Raw genomic sequence first — 18,483 nt, 5'->3', positions numbered from 1 at the left:
CTGTGTCGCTGCAAAGGGTTCACCTCCACCACTTCAGCGAGAGGCGGCGGAATCGAGTCGAAGCAGGTCCGAAGCGCAGTGGAGCGGCGCGAAACCAAGTAGCGGCCTACCGAAGCGACGCGGGACTAGCGGCCCCTATCGAACCAGCAGGTGGGGCCCAGTGGTCTGCGCGGGGCAGTATGTCGCGGGAATTCGCTAACCGAGGATGAGACCCGAGGTCGGGACGCCCGTACCCGCGGTGACCAGCACGTGCTCGACATCCGGGACGGGGTTCACCGAGGTACCGCGCAACTGGCGGACGCCCTCGGCGATGCCGTTCATACCGTGGATGTAGGCCTCCCCGAGTTGGCCACCGTGGGTGTTGATGGGCAGCCGGCCGCCGATCTCGATGGCGCCGTCGGCGATGAAGTCCTTCGCCTCACCCCAACCGCAGAAGCCCAGCTCCTCCAGCTGAATGAGGGTGAACGGCGTGAAGTGGTCGTAGAGGATCGCCGTCTGAATGTCGGTCGGCTTCAGCCCCGATTGCGCCCACATCTGCTTGCCGACCAGTCCCATCTCGGGCAGCCCGTCGAGCTCGGGCCGGTAGTAGCTGACCATCGAGTATTGGTCGGGGCTGGCACCCTGCGCGGCCGCCTCGATGACCGCCGGCCGGTTCTTCAGGTCCTTGGCGCGCTCAGCCGAGACGATCACCAGCGCAACCCCGCCATCGGTCTCCTGGCAACAATCCAGCAGACGCAGCGGCTCGGCGATCCACCGTGAGGCCTGATGCTCGGAGATGGTGATCGGCTTCTCGTAGAAGTAGGCCTTCGGGTTCTTCGCGGCATGCTTGCGGTCGGCCACCGAGATGGCGCCGAAGTCCTTGCTCGTCGCCCCGGACAGGTGCATGTATCGCTTCGCGATCATCGCGACTTGGGCTGCGGGGGTGGACAATCCGTGCGGATACGAGAAGGAGTTGTCGACTCCGGTCGAGTCGGCGTTCTCCACCAATCGCATCTGCACCTGACCGAACCGCATGCCCGAGCGCTCGTTGAACGCGCGATACGCCACCACGCAGTCCGCGATTCCGGTGGCGACGGCCATCGCCGCCTGCTGCACGGTCGCGCACGCCGCACCGCCGCCGTGGTGAATCTTGGAGAAGAACTTCAGGTCACCGATGCCCGTGGCCCGCGCGACGGCGACCTCGGTGTTGGAATCCATCGTGAACGTCGTCATGCCGTCGACGTCGGCAGGTGTCAGGCCGGCGTCGTCGAGCGCGTCGAGCACGGCCTCGGCGGCCAGCCGCAACTCGCTGCGGCCGGAGTTCTTCGAGAAGTCGGTGGCGCCGATCCCGACGATCGCCGCCTTGCCACTCAGCGAATCGCTCATCCGGCCGCCCCCACCGTCAGCGTGGCGTTCGCGATCACGTGATCGCCAAGGCTGTTGGCGCCCACGATCTTCAGGGTCGTCACGCCGTCCTCGACCGCGGTGACCTCACCAGAGAAGGTCACCGTGTCGTAGGCGTACCACGGCACGCCGAGGCGCAGGCCGATCGACTTGATCACGGCGTTCGGCCCCGCCCAGTCGGTGATGTAGCGCTGCACCAGGCCGGTGTCGGTGAGGATGTTGACGAAGATGTCCTTGGATCCCTTGGCTTGCGCCTTGTCCCGGTCGTGGTGCACGTCCTGGTAGTCGCGGGTGGCGATGGCCGTCGAGACGATGAAGGTGGGGTCGCCGTAGAGCTTGAGTTCGGGCAGCTTGGTGCCGACCTCGATTACCGGCGTGCTCACTGGGCAGGCTCCCATGCGTAATTGGTCCAGGCCGGACCGACGTCGTTGGCCGGGAAGTCGATGTACATGGCGCGCACGGGCATTCCGATCTCCACCCGGGCGGGGTCGACGTTGCGGAGCTCACCGAGCATCCGCACCCCCTCCTCGAGTTCGACGAGCGCGATGACGAACGGCAGGGTGCGGCCGGGCACCTTGGGCGCGTGGTGCACGACGAAGCTGAACACCGCGCCCTTGCCACTGGCGACGACGTAATCGGTCGTCTGCTCCTTGTCCAGCCACAGTGCGGGCACCGGTGGGTGCTGCAGGCTGTCGTCGGCGCGTTTCTGGATGCGCAGCTCGTGGGCGCTGACGCCGTCCCAGAAGAACTTGGTGTCCTTGGACGACGCGGGGCGCATCGCCGAATCGGCGTCGAGGTCCTCGGGGACCGACGTCGCGACGGCGGCGGCGTTCGCATCGTCCCGGGGGATGAACTTCATGATGCGCCACATCATCTCGGCGACGTCCTCATCGCCGACCTGCCAGGTGATCTTCTGGGTGATGAAGAACGCCTCGCCGAGCGCAGTCTGCTTGGGGCCGACGACGTCGGTCAGCTCCGCCGCGACACTGACCTCTTCGCCCGGCCGGAGGTAGCGGTGGTAGGTCTGCTCGCAGTTAGTGGCGACGACGCCGATATAGCCTGCGTCATCGAACAATTCGAGGATCTTGCCCAGCGGATCGTCGTCGGGGCGAACTCCGCCCAGACCCATCATCGTCCAGACCTGGATCATCGCCGGAGGCGCGACGATGCCGGGATGCCCTGCTGCCTTGGCCGCCGATCCGTCGACGTAGATCGGGTTGCGGTCGCCGATGGCGTCGAGCCAATGGTCGATCATGGGCTGGTTCACCGCATGGCGTCCGACCCGTGGCTTGCTCTTGCCCTCGGCCCTGACCCGCTCCGCTGCGCTGCGGATGTCGTCGATGGCGCTCACGGTCGTCTCCTCTTCGCGCGAGCGCTCATCAGCGGGGAACCCGGGGGACCCTCAGACCAGAGGCGGCGATCATCTCGCGCATCACCTCGTTGACCCCGCCGCCGAACGTGATCACCAGGTTTCGCTTGGTCTGACTGTCCAGCCAGTCCTGCAACTCGCCGGTATCGGCTTCGGCGGGGTTGCCGTACTTTCCGACGATCTCCTCGGCGAGGCGTCCCACCCGCTGGATCCGCTCGGTGCCGAAGACCTTGGTCGCGGCGGCATCGGCGATGTTGATCTCCTCGCCACCGGCGGCCACCTGCCAGTTGAGCAGTTCGTTGATCCGCCAGATCGCGCGGATCTCACCGAGTGCACGTTTGACGTCGTCATGGTCGATTGGGGTGACGCCGTTGCCGCCCGGCTTCGATGCCCACGTGTGGACGCGGTCGTAGATGCCGGCCACCTTGCCTGCGGGGCCGAGCATGACGCGCTCGTGGTTCAGCTGCGTGGTGATCAACCGCCACCCCGCGTTCTCCTCACCGACCAACATCTCGACGGGCACCCGCACGTCGTTGAAGTAGGTCGCATTGGTGTGGTGCGCGCCGTCGGACAAAATGATCGGCGTCCACGAGTACCCGGGGTCCGTGGTGTCGACGATGAGAATCGAAATGCCCTTGTGCTTCGCGGCTTCCGGATCGGTGCGGACGGCCAGCCAGAGATAGTCGGCATCATGGCCGCCGGTGGTCCAGATCTTCTGACCGTTGACGATGTACTCATCGCCCTGCCGTACCGCACTGGTCCGCAGCGCCGCGAGATCGGTGCCGGCTTCTGGCTCGGAATACCCAATCGCGAAGTGGACGTCACCGGCGAGGATCGCGGGGAGGAACTTCTTCTTCTGCAGTTCCGTCCCGTACACCTGCAGCGTGGGCCCGACCGTTTGCAGCGTCACCGCGGGCAGCGGCACGTCGGCGCGGGCCGCCTCGTTGACGAAGATCTGCTGTTCGATGGGTCCGAAGCCGTGGCCGCCGAACTCCTTTGGCCAGCCGACGCCCAACTTTCCGTCGGAGCCCATCCGCTTGATGATCGCCCGGTAGGCCTTGCCGTGCCGGTCGACCTCCATCTCCTTCGCCTCTTCCGGCGAGATGAGATTGCTGAAGTATTGCCGCATCTCGGCCTGCAGCTGCCGCTGCTCGGGGGTCAACTCGATGAACATTTCAGGCTCCCACCAGGTCGAGACGATAAGCAGGACCACCCAGGAAGCGGGTCAGGTCCTTGACTGTGGAGTAGTAGCGGTTCATCGGGTAGGTGATGTCCATGCCCATTCCGCCGTGCAAGTGGTGACAGGTCTGCATGTTCGGCGGCGCCTGCGACGTCAGCCAGTAGCCGAGTACCTCGAGATCGGCGTCGGCATCACGACCCTCGCTGAGCCGCCAGATCACCGAGGTCGACGCCAATGCGATTGTGCGCGAGGCGATATAGACCTCCGCGAGCTGAGCCGCGACGGTCTGGAAGGTGGACAGTGGCCTGCCGAACTGCTCACGCTTGGCCACGTAGTCGGCGGTCAACCGCAGGGCGCCGGCGACGAGTCCCGCCGCGAAGGCGCCGATCGACGCCAGCACCAACTGATTGAGGCGGTGCACGGGGTCGGTCCCCGCCGAGCCGGGCAGCACGTCCGACTGGGGCACGGCCACGTCGGCGAAGGTGACGACGTACTCGTCGGAGCCGTTGGCGGCAAGCGTCTGTACCAACGTCACTCCGTCGGCCTTCGGAGACACCACAACGACACCGGCGTCAGTGCTGACGACGAGCCAATCCGCTTGGGCCGCATACGGAACGCCGACCTTGGTTCCGGAGAGCCGACCGTCCGAGAGTTTGGTCGCCGGCCGCTCCTGCAGTGCCGATCCCGGCTCGTTCAACGCTGCGGTCAGCACGCCACCCTTGGCCACCCCGGCCAGGAAGCGGTCCTGCTGCTCGTCTGAGGCGAGGTCGAGTAGCGGGATGAGGCCGAAGCCGAGCGTGGCCAGAGCGGGGCTCACCGTGCCGTGCCTGCCAATCTCGGTCAGGGAGGTCGTGATCTCGGGCAGCCCCAGTCCGTCACCACCGAGTCGTTCGGGGACGCCGAAGGCAACGACGCCGCCGGAGACGAGCGCGTCCCAGCTGTTGTCCCGCTCGAGAGCAGAGGTCACCACATCGGCGACGGCCTGCTGTCCTTCGTCGAGACTGAAGTCCACCCGAATCCTCCTTGATCCGATTGCGCTGCTGCGCGGGAACTTACGATGCGGCGCTGGCGCCGGTGTAGTCGACCTGCCAATGCTTGATTCCGTTGAGCCACCCCGACCGTAGCCGCTCGGGTTCACCGACGGGGCGCAGATCCGGCATGTGATCGGCGACCGCGTTGAAGATGAGGTTGATCGTCATCCGGGCGAGGTTGGCGCCGATGCAGTAGTGCGCACCGGTGCCACCGAAACCGACGTGCGGGTTCGGGTCGCGCAGGATGTTGAACGAGTAGGGATCGTCGAAGACGTCCTCGTCGAAGTTGGCCGAGCGGTAGGACATCACCAACCGCTGGCCCTTCTCGACCCGAACGCCGCTCAGCTCGACGTCCTCGAGTGCGGTGCGCTGGAACGCCGACACCGGCGTGGCCCAGCGGACGATCTCGTCAGCGGCCGTCGACGGACGTTCCCGCTTGTAGAGCTCCCATTGGTCCGGGTTGTCGGCCAAGGCGATCATCCCGTGGGTGATCGAGTTCCTGGTGGTCTCGTTGCCTGCGACCGCCAGCATGATGACGAAGAAGCCGAACTCGTCATCGGAGAGCTTCTCGCCGTCGAGATCGGCCTGGATCAGCGTCGTCACGATGTCCTCGGTCGGGTTCTTGCCCCGCTCGTCGGCCATCGCCATCGCGTACATGATCAGTTCCATCGAGGACTGCGCGGGATCGACGTCGGCGAACTCGGGATCCTCACCGCCGGTCATCTCGTTGGACCAGCGGAACAGCTTGTCGCGGTCCTCCTGCGGAACGCCCAGCAAACCCGCGATGGCCTGCAGGGGCAGCTCGCACGACACCTGCTCGACGAAGTCGCCGGAGCCCTCGGCGGCGGCAGTCTTGGCGATGTTCTGGGCCCGCTGGGCGAGCTCTTCCTCGAGGCGGCCGACGGCGCGGGGGGTGAACCCGCGCGAGATGATCTTGCGCAGCCGGGTGTGGTGCGGCGCATCCATGTTGAGCATGACACTGCGCTGCATCTCGACCATGTCGCGCTTCATTTCGCGCGGCCAGGTCGGGATGGCCCCGTTCTGCCAGTTGGAGAAGACATCGCTGCGGCGGGACACCTCTTTGACGTCGGCATGCTTGGTGACGAGCCAGTAGCCGTAGTCCTCGAAGCCGCCCGTCCCGCCGGGAATGTCGACCCAGTGGATCGGTTCGGACTTGCGCAGCTCGGCCAATTCGGCCACGGGCAGCGCGGCGAGGTTGACGTCGGGGTCCAGGAAGTCGAAGTCGGGTGAGATGTGGGAAGTCACGGTGGGCTCTCCTCAATTGCAACGTGTTCTAGTTCCAGTAAAACACGGCTACATCGCAGATCAAAGGCAGGACGGCATCCTCGCTTGTCAGAGTAATGAAACGTGTTCTAGCCTGACCGCCATGGGTAACCCTGTCATCGTCGAAGCCACCCGCAGCCCCATCGGCAAGCGCAATGGTTGGCTGTCCGGTCTGCACGCCACCGAACTTCTCGGGGCGGTGCAGAAGGCGGTCGTGGAGAAGGCCGGTATCGACCCCGGGGAAGTCGAGCAACTGATCGGCGGCTGCGTCACGCAGTTCGGCGAGCAGTCCAACAACATCACCCGCGTCGGCTGGCTGACCGCCGGACTGCCCGAGCACGTCGGGGCCACCACGGTCGACTGCCAGTGCGGTAGCGCCCAGCAGGCCAACCACATGATCGCCGGGCTCATCGCCGGCGGCGCCATCGACATCGGCATCGCCTGCGGCATCGAGGCCATGAGCCGCGTCGGTCTCGGCGCCAACGCCGGACCCGACCGGTCCATCATCCGGGCGGCGTCGTGGGATATCGACATGCCGGATCAGTTCACCGCCGCCGAGCGAATTGCCAAGCGTCGCGGCATCACCCGCGAGGAGATCGACGCCTTCGGGTTCGCGTCGCAGCAGAAGGCCAAGGTGGCCTGGGCCGAGGGCCGGTTCGATCGGGAGATCTCTGCGATCGTCGCGCCCGTGCTCGACGAGAACAAGCGGCCGACGTCCGAGCTCGCACCCGTCACCAGGGATCAGGGGCTGCGCGACACGACCCTCGAGGGTCTCGCCCAGCTGAAGCCCGTGATGGAGGGCGGAATTCACACGGCGGGGACGTCGTCACAGATCTCCGACGGTGCGGCCGCGGTGCTCTGGATGGACGAAGACGTCGCGAAGGCGCACGGCCTGAAGCCGCGGGCGCGCATCATCAGCCAGGCCAACGTCGGAGCCGAGGCCTACTACCACCTCGACGGTCCGGTGCAGTCGACGGCCAAGGTGCTGGAGAAGGCCGGCATGAAGATGGGCGACATCGACCTCGTCGAGATCAACGAGGCCTTTGCCTCAGTGGTGCTGTCCTGGGCTCGCGTGCACGAGCCGGACATGGACCGCGTCAACGTCAACGGCGGCGCGATCGCGCTCGGTCACCCCGTGGGCAGCACCGGGGCCCGCCTCATCACCACCGCCCTGCACGAGCTCGAGCGCACCGACCAGAGCACCGCGCTGATCACCATGTGCGCCGGCGGCGCGCTGTCGACCGGCACCATCATCGAGCGGATCTGACGCTGACCGCATCGGACGCCAACCGCATCGCCGCCGCGCAGGCCTACATCGACGCGCTGGTCAGCCATGACGGCGCCGCCGTGCCGTTCGCCGCGGACTGCACCCGCGTCGAGCAGGGCATGAAGAACGGCTTCTCGGGAAAACACCTGCGCCGCAGCCTCACCGGCGGGCCGCAGTACAAGGTCATCGGTGCCACCACACCGCCGGACTACACGATCACCGGCGACGTGGTCCGCGCCAGATACGACGTGCTGACCAAGGTGTCGATCGCCGGCCGTCGTTTCGCCGCGCACGTCGACGAGACGTTCGTCATCCCTGCGGCGCCGGTCAATGGGCGCAACGAAATTCACCACATCCGGGTCCGATTCCACCCGTTCCTGCACAAGGGTTAGGTTCTCAGCCATGGCCAATGCGCCCCGCGCACTCAACTCCAAGCCGACCGACGCCGTCATCAAGTGGATGTCGCGCGCGCAGACCTGGGTCTACAAGAAGAGCGGCGGCAAGTTCGCCGACAAGTTCCTCCGCGGTGCTGCCGTCGGCATCCTCACCACGATCGGCCGCAAGACCGGCGAACCGAGGGACGTGCCGCTGCTCTATCTGCGGGAGGGCCAACGGGTGATCCTGGTGGCCTCGTCCGGCGGCCGCGAGAAGAACCCGCCCTGGTACCTCAACCTCAAGGCCAACCCCAAGGTGACGTTCCAGATCCGGGCCGAGACGCTCGCGCTCACCGCGCGGGACGCCACCGAGGCCGAACGCACGGAGTACTGGCCCAAACTGGACGCCATGTACAAGGACTTCGCGAGCTACCGCACCTACACCGACCGGGTGATCCCGATCGTCATCTGCGATCCCGAATAGCGGCCGGGGAGCCGCTCGTGGCCGACGATCTGCACTTCTACTTCGACCCGGTGTGCCCGTTCGCCTGGATGACCAGCAAGTGGGTGCGGATGGTCGCGGCCCAGCGCGAATACCGGGTCGACTGGCGATTCATCTCGCTGCGAATCCTCAACGCGCACATCGACTATGACGCGCACTTCCCGCCGGAGTACGAGGCGGGCCATACCGCAGGGCTGCGCCTGTTGCGGGTGGCCGCGAAGGTGCGCGCCGAGCACGGGCGGTCCGCGGTCGGCCCCTTGTACGAGGCGCTCGGCACGCGCATCTTCGACACGTCGCGCACGGTCGATCCGCTGTCCGCGTCCGACCAGGGTGCCCGGCACGTCCTCGAGCCGCTGCTCGCGTCGCTCGGCCTGCCGACCGCCCTGGCCGACGCCCTCGACGACACGACGCTGGACGACGAGATCCGCGCCGAGACCGATGGGGCACTCGCCCTGACCGGCCGGGACGTCGGCACGCCGATCCTGCACTTCCGGCCGCCCGGGGGCACCGCGTTCTTCGGCCCGGTGATCAGCCGGTTGCCCGACGAGGACGATGCCGGCGCCCTGTGGGATCACGTCGTCGGTCTGGCGTCGTTTCCGGGTTTCGCCGAGCTCAAGCGCAGCCTGCGCGAGCGACCGCAGCTGGCCAGCTTCGGCGTCGACCCCACGGCCGTGGGCGCACAGGAGGACTGGCACGGCGGTCGCCGACGCACCAAGAAGTAGCCGAGTTTGCGATCGGTTCCACCCGGCTAAGTAGTGGTCATGGCCGACGTCTCGGAACGGATCCGCAATTCGGGGCTGCTCGCATGGGCGATGAAGCAGTTCGCCCGAGGACACATCGCGGTCTATCGACGCACCAACGGACGACTGGGGGCCAAACTCCTTTGGTTCCCCGCCGCGCTCGTCACCACGACCGGTCGCAGGTCCGGCACGCCACGGACCGCGGCGACGCTGTACCTGCGCGACGGTGCGAAGGTGGTCCTTCCCGCGTCGTTCGGCGGCCGGGACGAGCACCCTCTGTGGTATCTCAACCTCAAGGCCAATCCCGCAGTCCGGGTTCAGGTTCGAGACGAGCACCTGACCATGACCGCGCGTGACGCCACCGACGAGGAGCGCAGGCGCTACTGGCCGGTGCTCATCAAGACATATCCGCCGTACAAGGGCTATCGCGACGCCGCCGACAGGGTGATTCCACTGGTGGTGTGCGAGCCAGCTCAGGCCCCGTAGACGGGTACCGGCGGCCGTGCCTTGGCGAGCAGATCGGTTACCACGGGCGCGAGTTCGGTGGGATCCCAGCGGGCGCCCTTGTCGATCTGCGGCCCGTGCGCCCAGCCCTCGGCGATGCGGATGACTCCGCCCTCGACCTCGAAGACCCGACCCGTGACGTCCCGCGATTCGACGCTGCCCAGCCACACCACCAGGGGCGAGACGTTCTCCGGCGCCATCGCGTCGAAGGCGGCGTCCTGAGTGGACATCATCTCGGCGAACACCGTCTCGGTCATCCGGGTGCGGGCCGACGGGGCGATGGCGTTGACGGTGACGCCGTAGCGGCCCATCTCGGCCGATGCGACGAGCGTCATGGCGGCGATACCCGCCTTGGCGGCACTGTAATTCGCTTGTCCCACACTGCCTTGCAGGCCAGCACCGGAACTGGTGTTGATGATGCGCGCGTCCACCGTCTGGCCGGCCTTGGACCTGGCACGCCAGTACGCCGCGGCATGCTTCATGGTGGCGAAGTGCCCCTTCAGGTGCACGGCGGTGACGGCGTCGAACTCCTCTTCGCTGGTGTTGGCGAACATCCGGTCGCGGACGATGCCGGCGTTGTTCACCAGTACGTCGAGGCCGCCGAATGAGTCGACCGCGGTCTGGATGAGGCCCTCGGCTTGCGTCCAGTCGGCGACGTTGGCTCCGCTGGTGACGGCTTCCCCACCGGCCGAGACGATTTCGTCGACCACCCCCTGGGCTGCGCTGCCGCCGCCCGCGGGCGACCCGTCCAGGCCGACGCCGATGTCGTTGACGACGACCCGTGCGCCCTCGGCGGCGAAGGCCAGCGCGTGTGCGCGCCCAATCCCACCGCCCGATCCCGTGACGATGACCACCCGGCCGTCAAGCAAACCCATGTCCGTTGTCTCCCTCGTTACTTGATTGCACTCGTCGTGGCGAGATAGTGCGGTGGCTCTCCGCCGCCGTGTACCTCGAGTGACGCCCCACTGATGTAGGACGCGACGTCGCTCGCCAGGAACGCGGCAGCCCATCCGACGTCGGCGGGCTTGGCGAGCCTGCCCATCGGGACGTTGGCCGAGATGGCGGCGATCGACTCGGCGTCACCGTAGAAGAGCTCGGACTGCTCGGTCTCCACCATGCCGACCACGAGGGAGTTGACCCGCACCTTGGGGGCCCACTCGACGGCCAGTGTGGCGGTGAGACTTTCGATGCCTGCCTTGGCCGCGCCGTAGGCTGCCGTGCCGGGCGTTGGCCTGCGACCGCTGACGCTGGCCACGTTGATGATCGACCCGCCGCGGTCCTGAGTCTGCATCTGCGCGTTGGCGTGTTGCGACACCGACAGCGGCCCGAGAAGGTTGAGCTCGATGATCTTGGTGCTGAACTTGGCCGAGGCGTCCGCGGCGAGCACGTATGGCGAACCGCCCGCGTTGTTGACCACGACGTCGAGCCGGCCATGCCGAGACACGATGGTGTCTATGAGCGCCGCGACGGCGTCGTCGTCTCGGACGTCGCACGGCAAGAACTCGTACGGCAGGCCGTCGACGGGACGACGGGCGCACGTCACGACCGTGGCGCCCTGACCGGCGAACACGGCGCTGACGCCGGCGCCGACACCGCGCACGCCACCGGTCACCAGGACGACGCGGCCCGCCAATAGAAGGTTCACCCCGGCACCGGACGTAGCGCTGTCAGCCGTGTCGATCACTGTGCTAGCGTACCAAGCAAGTGCTTGCTTAGGTAGCCATCTCAGGAGTTCGGATGACGATCACCACCAAGACCGTGGAGCCGGGCATCGTCTCGGTCACCGTCGATTACCCACCGGTGAACGCGATCCCGTCGCGCGGCTGGTTCGAACTCGGCGACGCGATCACCGCCGCCGGGCGCGACATGGACACCCACGTGGTGATCCTCCGCGCCGAGGGACGCGGCTTCAACGCGGGTGTCGACATCAAGGAGATGCAGAACACCGAGGGCTTCACCGCGCTCATCGACGCCAACCGCGGCTGCTTCCACGCGTTCCGCGCCGTCTATGAGTGCGAGGTGCCCGTGGTGACCGCGGTCAACGGATTCTGTGTCGGCGGCGGCATCGGCCTCGTCGGCAATTCCGACGTGATCGTCGCCTCCGACGACGCCACGTTCGGCCTGCCCGAGGTGGAGCGCGGCGCGCTCGGCGCAGCCACGCACCTCTCCCGCCTGGTCCCGCAGCACATGATGCGGCGGCTGTTCTTCACCGCCGCCACCGTCGACGCCGCCACGCTGCACCAGTTCGGCTCCGTGCACGAGGTGGTTCCGCGCGCCGATCTCGACGAGGCGGCGCTGCGCGTCGCACGTGACATCGCCGTCAAGGACACCCGCGTCATCCGGGCGGCGAAGGAGGCGTTGAACCTGATCGACGTACAGAAGGTCAACGCCAGTTACCGCATGGAGCAGGGCTTTACGTTCGAGCTGAACCTCGCGGGCGTCGCCGACGAGCACCGCGACGCGTTCGCGGGGACGTCGAAGAAGGAGACCAAATGACCGATAAGAGAGCCACTTTGGACGACGCGGTCTCGTCGATCCAGAGCGGTATGACGATCGGCGTCGGCGGCTGGGGTTCGCGGCGCAAGCCGATGGCGTTCATCCGGGCCCTGCTGCGCACCGACGTCACCGATCTGACCGTGGTCAGCTACGGCGGTCCCGACGTCGGGCTGCTCTGCTCGGCGGGCAAGGTGAAGCGGGTCTACTACGGCTTCGTATCACTGGACTCGCCGCCCTTCTACGATCCCTGGTTCGCCAAGGCCCGCACCACCGGTGCGATCGAAGCGCGGGAGATGGACGAGGGCATGGTGCGGTGCGGTTTGCAGGCGGCGGCGCAGCGGCTGCCCTTCCTGCCCATCCGCGCAGGCCTCGGAAGCGACGTCCGCACCTTCTGGGGTGACGAGCTCAAGACGGTCACGTCGCCGTACCCCACTCCCTCTGTCATTCCCGGGTCACTTCGCTCCCGCCCGCCGGAAGACGCTTACGAAGAGCTGATCGCCATGCCCGCCTTGACATTGGACGCCGCGTTCGTGCACATGAACCTCGGGGACACCCGCGGCAACGCCGCCTACGCCGGGATCGACCCCTACTTCGACGACCTCTTCCTGATGGCCGCCGACAAGCGCTTCCTGTCCGTGGAACGCGTGGTGTCCACCGAGGACCTGATCGCGGCGGTGCCACCGCAGGCACTGCTGATCAATCGGATGATGGTCGACACGGTCGTGGAGGCACCCGGCGGCGCCCACTTCACCACCAACGAACCGGATTACCGCCGCGACGAGAAGTTTCAACGTCACTACGCCGAGGCCGCGGCATCCGACGAGACGTGGGCACAGTTCGTCGACACCTACCTCTCCGGCAGTGAAGCCGATTACCAAGCGGCAGTGCGCAAGTTCGAGGAAGGTTCAGCATGATCTCCGCATCCCGCGCCGAGGTGTGCGCCGTCGCGTGTGCCGAATTATTCCGTGACGCAGGTGAAATCATGGTGAGCCCGATGACGACGATCGTGTCGATCGGCGCGCGACTGGCCCGGCTGACGTTCTCTCCCGACATCCTGTTGACCGACGGTGAGGCTCGGCTGATCGCGGACACTCCCGCCATCGGCGCGGCCGCAGCCATCGAAGGATGGATGCCGTTCAACCGGGTCTTCGAGACGCTCTCCTGGGGCCGGCGTCACGTCGTGATGGGCGCCAACCAGATCGACCGCTACGGCAATCAGAACCTCTCGGCGTTCGGGCCCATCCAGCACCCGACGCGGCAGATGTTCGGCGTCCGCGGCGCGCCGGGCAATGCCATCAACCACGCCACCAGCTACTGGGTCGGCAATCACTCCACGCGGGTGTTCTGCGACACCGTCGACATCGTGTCGGGGGTCGGCTGGAACAAGGTGGACCCCGACAACCCCGCCTACCGGTTCCTCAACGTCTACCGCGTGGTCAGCAACCTCGGCGTCTTCGACTTCGGCGGACCCGACCATCAGATGCGAGCAATCTCACTGCATCCGGGCGTGGAACCGGAGCAGGTCGCGGAGAACACGTCGTTCGAGGTGCATGGCCTCGACTCGGCGGCCCGCTCCCGACTGCCCTCCGGCGATGAGCTGCAGCTGATTCAGCAGACGATCGATCCGAAGGGTCTGCGGGACAAGGAGGTCCGCTCGTGAGCTCGTTGCGAACGCCCCTGACCGAACTACTTGGAATCGCCCATCCCGTCGTGCAGACCGGCATGGGGTGGGTGGCCGGTGCGCGACTCGTGTCGGCGACGTCGAACGCCGGCGGTCTCGGCATCCTCGCGTCGGCCACCATGACACTCGACGAATTGTCGACGGCCGTGACGAAGGTCAAGGCGGCCACCGACAAGCCTTTCGGCATCAACATGCGGGCCGACGCCGGTGACGCCGGCGAACGTGTCGATCTCTTGATCCGCGAGGGCGTGCGCGTCGCCTCGTTCGCGTTGGCACCCAAGCCTGAGCTGATCGCGAAGCTCAAAGACGCTGGCGTGGTCGTCATTCCATCGGTCGGCGCGGCCAAGCATGCCAAGAAGGTTGCGGCCTGGGGAGCCGACGCGGTGATCGTGCAGGGCGGCGAGGGTGGAGGCCACACCGGGCCCGTCGCGACCACGCTGCTCTTGCCGTCGGTGCTCGACGCGGTGGACATCCCCGTGGTGGCAGCGGGCGGCTTCTTCGATGGCCGAGGCCTCGCAGCCGCGTTGTCCTACGGCGCCGCCGGCGTCGCGATGGGCACCCGGTTCCTGCTGACGTCGGACTCGACGGTGCCCGACGAGGTCAAGCAGCGCTACCTGGCCTCCGCCTTCGACGCCACCGTGGTGTCCAAGCGGGTCGACGGCATGCCGCACCGCGTACTGCGTACCGGGTTGGTGGAGAAGCTCGAAAGCGGTTCACCGGTGCGCGGTTTCAGCGCTGCGGTGCTGAACGCACAGAAGTTCAAGAAGATGTCGGGTATGACGTGGCGTTCGATCGTCAAGGACGGTCTGGCGATGCGGCGCGGCAAGGAATTGACCTGGTCGCAGGTGGTGATGGCAGCCAACACCCCCATGCTCCTGAAGGCCGGACTGGTCGACGGCAACACCGACGCGGGCGTGCTGGCCTCGGGCCAGGTGGCGGGCATCCTCGATGATCTGCCGTCGTGCGCCGAACTCGTCGAGTCGATCGTCGCCGATGCGGTGAAGCACCTGCGGGCGGCCGCGAGCCACGTCGTCGACTGAGCGGCGTTAAGCTATAGTCTTCATATGGCGAAGGTGAAGGCGTCAGCTTCATTCAAGGCAACGGTCATCGGCGATGTCGTCGGGTCGCGCGACGCTGCCGACCGCCGCGCTCTGCACCAGACCCTCAGCACGGCGCTGCGAGGCATCGCCGCAGACGCGGTCGACGCCCCGGCGTTCACGGTCGGCGACGAGTTCCAAGGCAGCTACCCGACCGTCGGCGCAGCGATCAGTGCCGCGCTCGCCCTTCGCCTGGCCGTCGCGGGAGGCATCGACATCCGCTTCGGCATCGGTTGGGGGCACGCCACCATGCTCGACCGCGACACCGGCATCCAGGACGGCCCCGCCTGGTGGGCGGCACGCGAGGCGATCGAGTGGACGGCCGCCACCCAGCGGCAGGCCGGGTTCGCGCTGGTCCGCACGTCATACCGGACCGCAGACGCGGAGGGACCGGCGGCGGACCCGATCAACGCCGCCCTCCTCTGTCGGGACCACCTGCTTGGATCACTCGACGAACGCTCCATTCGCATTCTGAGAGGTCTCGTGCACCAGCGCTCCAAGCGTGAACTCGCCGCCGAGGAAGGCATCAGCCCCTCTGCGGTGTCCCAGCGCGCGGCCCGCGACGGTCTCGATCTCATCGTCGCGGCGTCGCAACGGCTTTCGGAGATCCGGTGAGCGCCCTGGCCGTCTTCCTCATCGCGGTGGGAGCGGGCGACCTGGGTCGGCGTGTCGTCAGTGCCCGGTGGGCGGCGCCCGTCGTCGCCGTGTCGACGATCGTGGGCTGCCTGCTGATCGGCGCACTGTGGCACGTCGGCGACCTCATCCTGCTCGTCGTCGCCGCGATCGCCGCCGTCGCGTGGCTGCTGCTGTGCGATCGCGCCGAGCGGTCGGGACGACACCAGGCGTTACCGCTCACGGTGCTCGGCGTCGCCATCGTGACGCTGTTTCTGTTGTCCGCGTTGGGATCCGACGTCGCCGGGCTGATCGCGCACTGGTTGACGTGGGTGGGCCTGGACGCCAGCCCGAACCGCATGCTGATGGTCCTCGGCGTCATGCTGGCTCAGCTGGCTACGGCAAACGCCGTGGTGCGACTCGTCCTCGGCTCCGTCGGCTCGGTGAAACCCGTCGGTCAGCCGCAGGCGTCGGATCAGCTCAAGGGCGGTCGGCTGCTCGGTCCCATGGAGCGTCTGCTGATCGTCGGATTGGGGCTGGCCGGCCAGCTGACCATGGCGTCCGCCGTCGTCGCGGCCAAGAGCATCATTCGCTTCCCGGAGATCAGCGCGAAACGCGACAAGAACGGCACTCCCGAACGCGTCGGCATCGACGACGTCACCGAGTACTTTCTGGTCGGCAGCTTGGCCAGCTGGATGCTGGCGTTCGCGGGTCTCGCGCTAGTGGCGGCCGTGCACTGACGCATCTGCGAGTGCGTTCATCCCCAGTGTGGGGTTCGTCCACAACCCCACTCGGAGGACGCACGAAGAACGCCCACGGTCGAGGGTCGGTGTCCGGCCTCGGTCCCAACATTCGGGCATGCGAGAACAACTACCCTTCCTCGGCCAGGACGCGGTGCGGCGCGGCGTCGTCACCGCTCGTCGCCTGGAGAAGGACTACCTGGCCATCTACCGAAATGTGTACGTCCACCGGACCACACCGATCACTGCATCGACGCGGGCACATGCGGCTTGGCTGTGGTCGGGTGGCGGCGCCGTCTTGGTCGGGCTGTCGGCCGCCGCAGTGCACGGAACCAAATGGATCGATCCCGACCAGCCCGCCGAGATCAGCCGGCTCGACCGCCACGCCCCGGCCGGCATCGTCTGCCACACCTACGCGCTCGACTCGTCGGAATGCGTCACCGTCGACGGCATGAACCTGACCACACCTGCGCGAACGGCCTTCGACATCGGTCGCACGCAGCCGGTGCCACGGGCGCTCGTCCACCTCGATGCACTGACCCGGGCGACGGGTGTCGAAGTGGTCGACGTGCTCGCGCTCGCCGATCTCCACCGCGGGCTCCGCGGAGTTCGCCGCCTGCGGTCAGTGCTCGGACTCGTCGACGGCGGCGCCGAGTCGCCTCAGGAGACCCGCCTGCGACTGACCTTGATCGACGCCGGCTTCCCGACACCGGAGACCCAGATCGAGTTCAGGGACCGCTTCGGCGAAGTGCGAGTCCGGGTCGACATGGGCTGGCGCGAATGGAAGGTCGCAGTCGAGTACGACGGTGTGCAGCATTGGACGGATCGTCGGCAGCGGGCGTGGGACATCGAACGCCTCGCGATGCTGGAGGCGTCGGGTTGGATCGTCGTCCGGGTCAGTGCCGAGATGCTCGCCCATCCGGACGCCGTCCTTCGCCGTGTCCGCGACAAGCTCCGCGCCGCGGGCTGCCCACTATGAGCTCATCGAGTGTGGGGCTCGTTCGCATTGCCTCTTGAGCGTTGCACTCAGAACCCACACAATCGGCGCGATGGGGCGCGGGGCGCGATGCGGGGCTAGAGGCGCTCGATGATCGTGACGTTGGCGGTGCCGCCGCCCTCGCACATCGTCTGCAGGCCGTAGCGGCCACCCGTCCGCTCGAGCGTGTTCAACATCGTCGTGAACAGCTTGGCGCCCGTTGCTCCCAGCGGATGGCCGAGCGCGATCGCGCCGCCGCTCGGGTTGACCTTCGCGGGGTCGGCCTTCGTCTCCTGCAGCCACGCCATGACCACCGGGGCGAACGCCTCGTTGATCTCGATGGTGTCGATGTCCTCGATCGACAGCCCGGTCTTCTCCAGCGCATAGTGCGTCGCGGGGATCGGGCCGGTCAGCATGTACACCGGGTCGGCGCCGCGGGCACTGACGTGGTGGATGCGGGCACGCGGCGTCAGCCCGTGATCCTTGACGGCCTGCTCGGACGCAATGAGCACCGCGCTGGCGCCGTCGGAGATCTGGCTCGCCATCGCGGCCGTCAACCGCCCACCCTCGACGAGCGTCTTCAGCCCGGCCATCTTCTCCAGCGAGGTATCCCGAGGGCCCTCGTCGGTGACGAAGCCATCTACGGGGATGATCTCGTTCTCGAAGTACCCCGCGCGGATGGCCTCCTGCGCGCGCTGGTGACTCGTCAGCGCGAACTGCTCCATCTCCTCGCGGGAGAGGTTCCACTTCTCGGCGATCATCTCCGACCCGCGAAACTGCGAGATCTCCTGATCGCCATAGCGGTGCAGCCAACTCTTCGACTCGTTGGTGGGCGAGGTGAAGCCGAACTGCTCACCGACGATCATCGCCGAGCTGATCGGAATCTGGCTCATGTTCTGCATGCCGCCTGCGACGATCAGGTCGGCCGTACCGGACATGATCGCCTGCGCCCCAAAGGAAATCGCCTGCTGGCTCGAACCGCACTGCCGGTCGACGGTGACACCGGGCACCTCTTCGGGGAAGCCCGCCGCCAACCACGACAGCCGGGCGATGTTGCCGGCCTGTCCGCCGATGGCGTCGACGCACCCGGCGATCACGTCGGTGACGGCGCCAGGGTCGACGTCGTTGCGGTCGAAGAGGCCACGCCAGGCGGCGGCACCCAGGTCGACGGGGTGCACGCCCGAGAGCGATCCATTGCGCTTGCCGACGGCGGTCCGTACAGCGTCGATGATGTACGCGTCACCCAT

The 18,483-nt window shown here is 67.1% G+C and carries 21 protein-coding genes; 12 read left to right on the top strand and 9 right to left on the bottom strand.

The features are described 5' to 3' along the window. Positions 1-195: 195 nt before the first annotated feature. Genes QUE68_RS03420 through QUE68_RS03395 form a run of 6 tightly spaced genes read right to left on the bottom strand, consistent with a single transcriptional unit; the run spans position 196 to position 6,229 of the window. A complete protein-coding gene (locus QUE68_RS03420; protein WP_284224530.1) occupies positions 196-1,365 on the bottom strand; it encodes a lipid-transfer protein in 1,170 nt (389 codons plus the stop codon). After that, positions 1,362-1,766: a MaoC family dehydratase gene (locus tag QUE68_RS03415; RefSeq protein WP_454786417.1), complete on the bottom strand. Its 405-nt coding sequence runs from the start codon at positions 1,764-1,766 to the stop codon at positions 1,362-1,364. Before QUE68_RS03415 ends, QUE68_RS03420 begins: the two co-directional genes overlap by 4 nt. Then, positions 1,763-2,734: a bifunctional MaoC family dehydratase N-terminal/OB-fold nucleic acid binding domain-containing protein gene (locus QUE68_RS03410; RefSeq protein WP_284232550.1), complete on the bottom strand. Its 972-nt coding sequence runs from the start codon at positions 2,732-2,734 to the stop codon at positions 1,763-1,765. The genes QUE68_RS03415 and QUE68_RS03410 overlap by 4 nt, the downstream gene beginning before the upstream one ends. A 28-nt stretch (positions 2,735-2,762) precedes the next feature. Then, on the bottom strand, positions 2,763-3,926 hold the full coding sequence (gene fadE29 / locus QUE68_RS03405; protein ID WP_284224527.1) for an acyl-CoA dehydrogenase FadE29: 1,164 nt from the start codon (positions 3,924-3,926) through the stop codon (positions 2,763-2,765). Position 3,927: 1 nt separating this feature from the next. After that, the gene (locus QUE68_RS03400) at positions 3,928-4,944 is read right to left on the bottom strand and encodes an acyl-CoA dehydrogenase family protein (protein ID WP_284232549.1); all 1,017 of its coding nucleotides are present in this window, start codon (positions 4,942-4,944) and stop codon (positions 3,928-3,930) included. Between the two features lie 40 nt (positions 4,945-4,984). Beyond that, positions 4,985-6,229 carry a cytochrome P450 gene (locus QUE68_RS03395; RefSeq protein WP_284232548.1) on the bottom strand — a complete coding sequence of 415 codons (1,245 nt, stop codon included), beginning with the start codon at positions 6,227-6,229 and terminating at the stop codon, positions 4,985-4,987. Positions 6,230-6,350: 121 nt separating this feature from the next. Here QUE68_RS03395 and QUE68_RS03390 point away from each other — a divergent pair, with 121 nt between their 5' ends. From QUE68_RS03390 to QUE68_RS03370, 5 genes are all read left to right on the top strand, one after another. Next, positions 6,351-7,514, top strand: coding sequence for a steroid 3-ketoacyl-CoA thiolase (locus QUE68_RS03390; RefSeq protein ID WP_284224524.1), 1,164 nt, complete (start codon positions 6,351-6,353; stop codon positions 7,512-7,514). A gap of 2 nt (positions 7,515-7,516) precedes the next feature. Continuing rightward, positions 7,517-7,906, top strand: a complete 390-nt coding sequence (locus QUE68_RS03385) for a hypothetical protein (protein WP_284230634.1) — start codon at positions 7,517-7,519, stop codon at positions 7,904-7,906. A gap of 10 nt (positions 7,907-7,916) precedes the next feature. Continuing rightward, on the top strand, positions 7,917-8,372 hold the full coding sequence (locus QUE68_RS03380; RefSeq protein ID WP_284224523.1) for a nitroreductase family deazaflavin-dependent oxidoreductase: 456 nt from the start codon (positions 7,917-7,919) through the stop codon (positions 8,370-8,372). 68 nt (positions 8,373-8,440) lie between these two features. Continuing rightward, the gene (locus QUE68_RS03375) at positions 8,441-9,112 is read left to right on the top strand and encodes a mycothiol-dependent nitroreductase Rv2466c family protein (protein WP_284230632.1); all 672 of its coding nucleotides are present in this window, start codon (positions 8,441-8,443) and stop codon (positions 9,110-9,112) included. Between the two features lie 39 nt (positions 9,113-9,151). Then, positions 9,152-9,616, top strand: coding sequence for a nitroreductase family deazaflavin-dependent oxidoreductase (locus tag QUE68_RS03370; protein ID WP_284224522.1), 465 nt, complete (start codon positions 9,152-9,154; stop codon positions 9,614-9,616). On the opposite strand, the gene QUE68_RS03365 is transcribed toward QUE68_RS03370, so the two are convergent. Further along, complete coding sequence (locus QUE68_RS03365) at positions 9,604-10,509, bottom strand: SDR family oxidoreductase (RefSeq protein WP_284224521.1); 906 nt, start codon at positions 10,507-10,509, stop codon at positions 9,604-9,606. The two genes, QUE68_RS03370 and QUE68_RS03365, sit on opposite strands and share 13 nt — an antisense overlap. A 17-nt stretch (positions 10,510-10,526) precedes the next feature. Then, the gene (locus tag QUE68_RS03360; RefSeq protein WP_454786212.1) at positions 10,527-11,318 is read right to left on the bottom strand and encodes an SDR family oxidoreductase; all 792 of its coding nucleotides are present in this window, start codon (positions 11,316-11,318) and stop codon (positions 10,527-10,529) included. 53 nt (positions 11,319-11,371) lie between these two features. On the opposite strand from QUE68_RS03360, the gene echA20 reads away from it, so the two are divergent. The 7 genes from echA20 (at position 11,372) to QUE68_RS03325 (ending at position 17,239) form a co-directional block, all read left to right on the top strand. Continuing rightward, positions 11,372-12,130 (top strand): (7aS)-7a-methyl-1,5-dioxo-2,3,5,6,7,7a-hexahydro-1H-indene-carboxyl-CoA hydrolase, encoded by a 759-nt coding sequence (gene echA20 / locus QUE68_RS03355; protein WP_284224520.1) that lies wholly within the window; start codon positions 11,372-11,374, stop codon positions 12,128-12,130. Further along, entirely contained in the window at positions 12,127-13,044 is a 918-nt protein-coding gene (locus QUE68_RS03350) for a CoA transferase subunit A (RefSeq protein WP_284224519.1), read from the top strand. The genes echA20 and QUE68_RS03350 overlap by 4 nt, the downstream gene beginning before the upstream one ends. After that, entirely contained in the window at positions 13,041-13,790 is a 750-nt protein-coding gene (gene ipdB / locus QUE68_RS03345; protein ID WP_284224518.1) for a cholesterol ring-cleaving hydrolase subunit IpdB, read from the top strand. The genes QUE68_RS03350 and ipdB overlap by 4 nt, the downstream gene beginning before the upstream one ends. Next, positions 13,787-14,851 (top strand): (3aS,4S,5R,7aS)-5-hydroxy-7a-methyl-1-oxo-octahydro-1H-indene-4-carboxyl-CoA dehydrogenase, encoded by a 1,065-nt coding sequence (gene ipdC, locus QUE68_RS03340; protein ID WP_284224517.1) that lies wholly within the window; start codon positions 13,787-13,789, stop codon positions 14,849-14,851. The genes ipdB and ipdC overlap by 4 nt, the downstream gene beginning before the upstream one ends. A 24-nt stretch (positions 14,852-14,875) precedes the next feature. Beyond that, positions 14,876-15,523 carry a SatD family protein gene (locus QUE68_RS03335; protein ID WP_286275152.1) on the top strand — a complete coding sequence of 216 codons (648 nt, stop codon included), beginning with the start codon at positions 14,876-14,878 and terminating at the stop codon, positions 15,521-15,523. Next, the gene (locus QUE68_RS03330; RefSeq protein WP_284224514.1) at positions 15,520-16,260 is read left to right on the top strand and encodes a hypothetical protein; all 741 of its coding nucleotides are present in this window, start codon (positions 15,520-15,522) and stop codon (positions 16,258-16,260) included. The genes QUE68_RS03335 and QUE68_RS03330 overlap by 4 nt, the downstream gene beginning before the upstream one ends. Before the next feature lie 118 nt (positions 16,261-16,378). Further along, positions 16,379-17,239 (top strand): endonuclease domain-containing protein, encoded by an 861-nt coding sequence (locus QUE68_RS03325; RefSeq protein WP_284224513.1) that lies wholly within the window; start codon positions 16,379-16,381, stop codon positions 17,237-17,239. 95 nt (positions 17,240-17,334) lie between these two features. Here the strand turns inward: QUE68_RS03325 and fadA6 are convergent, their stop codons facing one another. Then, complete coding sequence (gene fadA6 / locus QUE68_RS03320) at positions 17,335-18,483, bottom strand: steroid 3-ketoacyl-CoA thiolase FadA6 (protein WP_286275149.1); 1,149 nt, start codon at positions 18,481-18,483, stop codon at positions 17,335-17,337.

Source organism: Mycolicibacterium sp. TUM20985 (genome assembly GCF_030295745.1).
In the GTDB taxonomy this organism is placed as follows: domain Bacteria; phylum Actinomycetota; class Actinomycetes; order Mycobacteriales; family Mycobacteriaceae; genus Mycobacterium.
The sequence above is the reverse complement of the archived record's forward strand: the minus strand, read 5'-3'. Positions and strand labels throughout refer to the sequence as shown.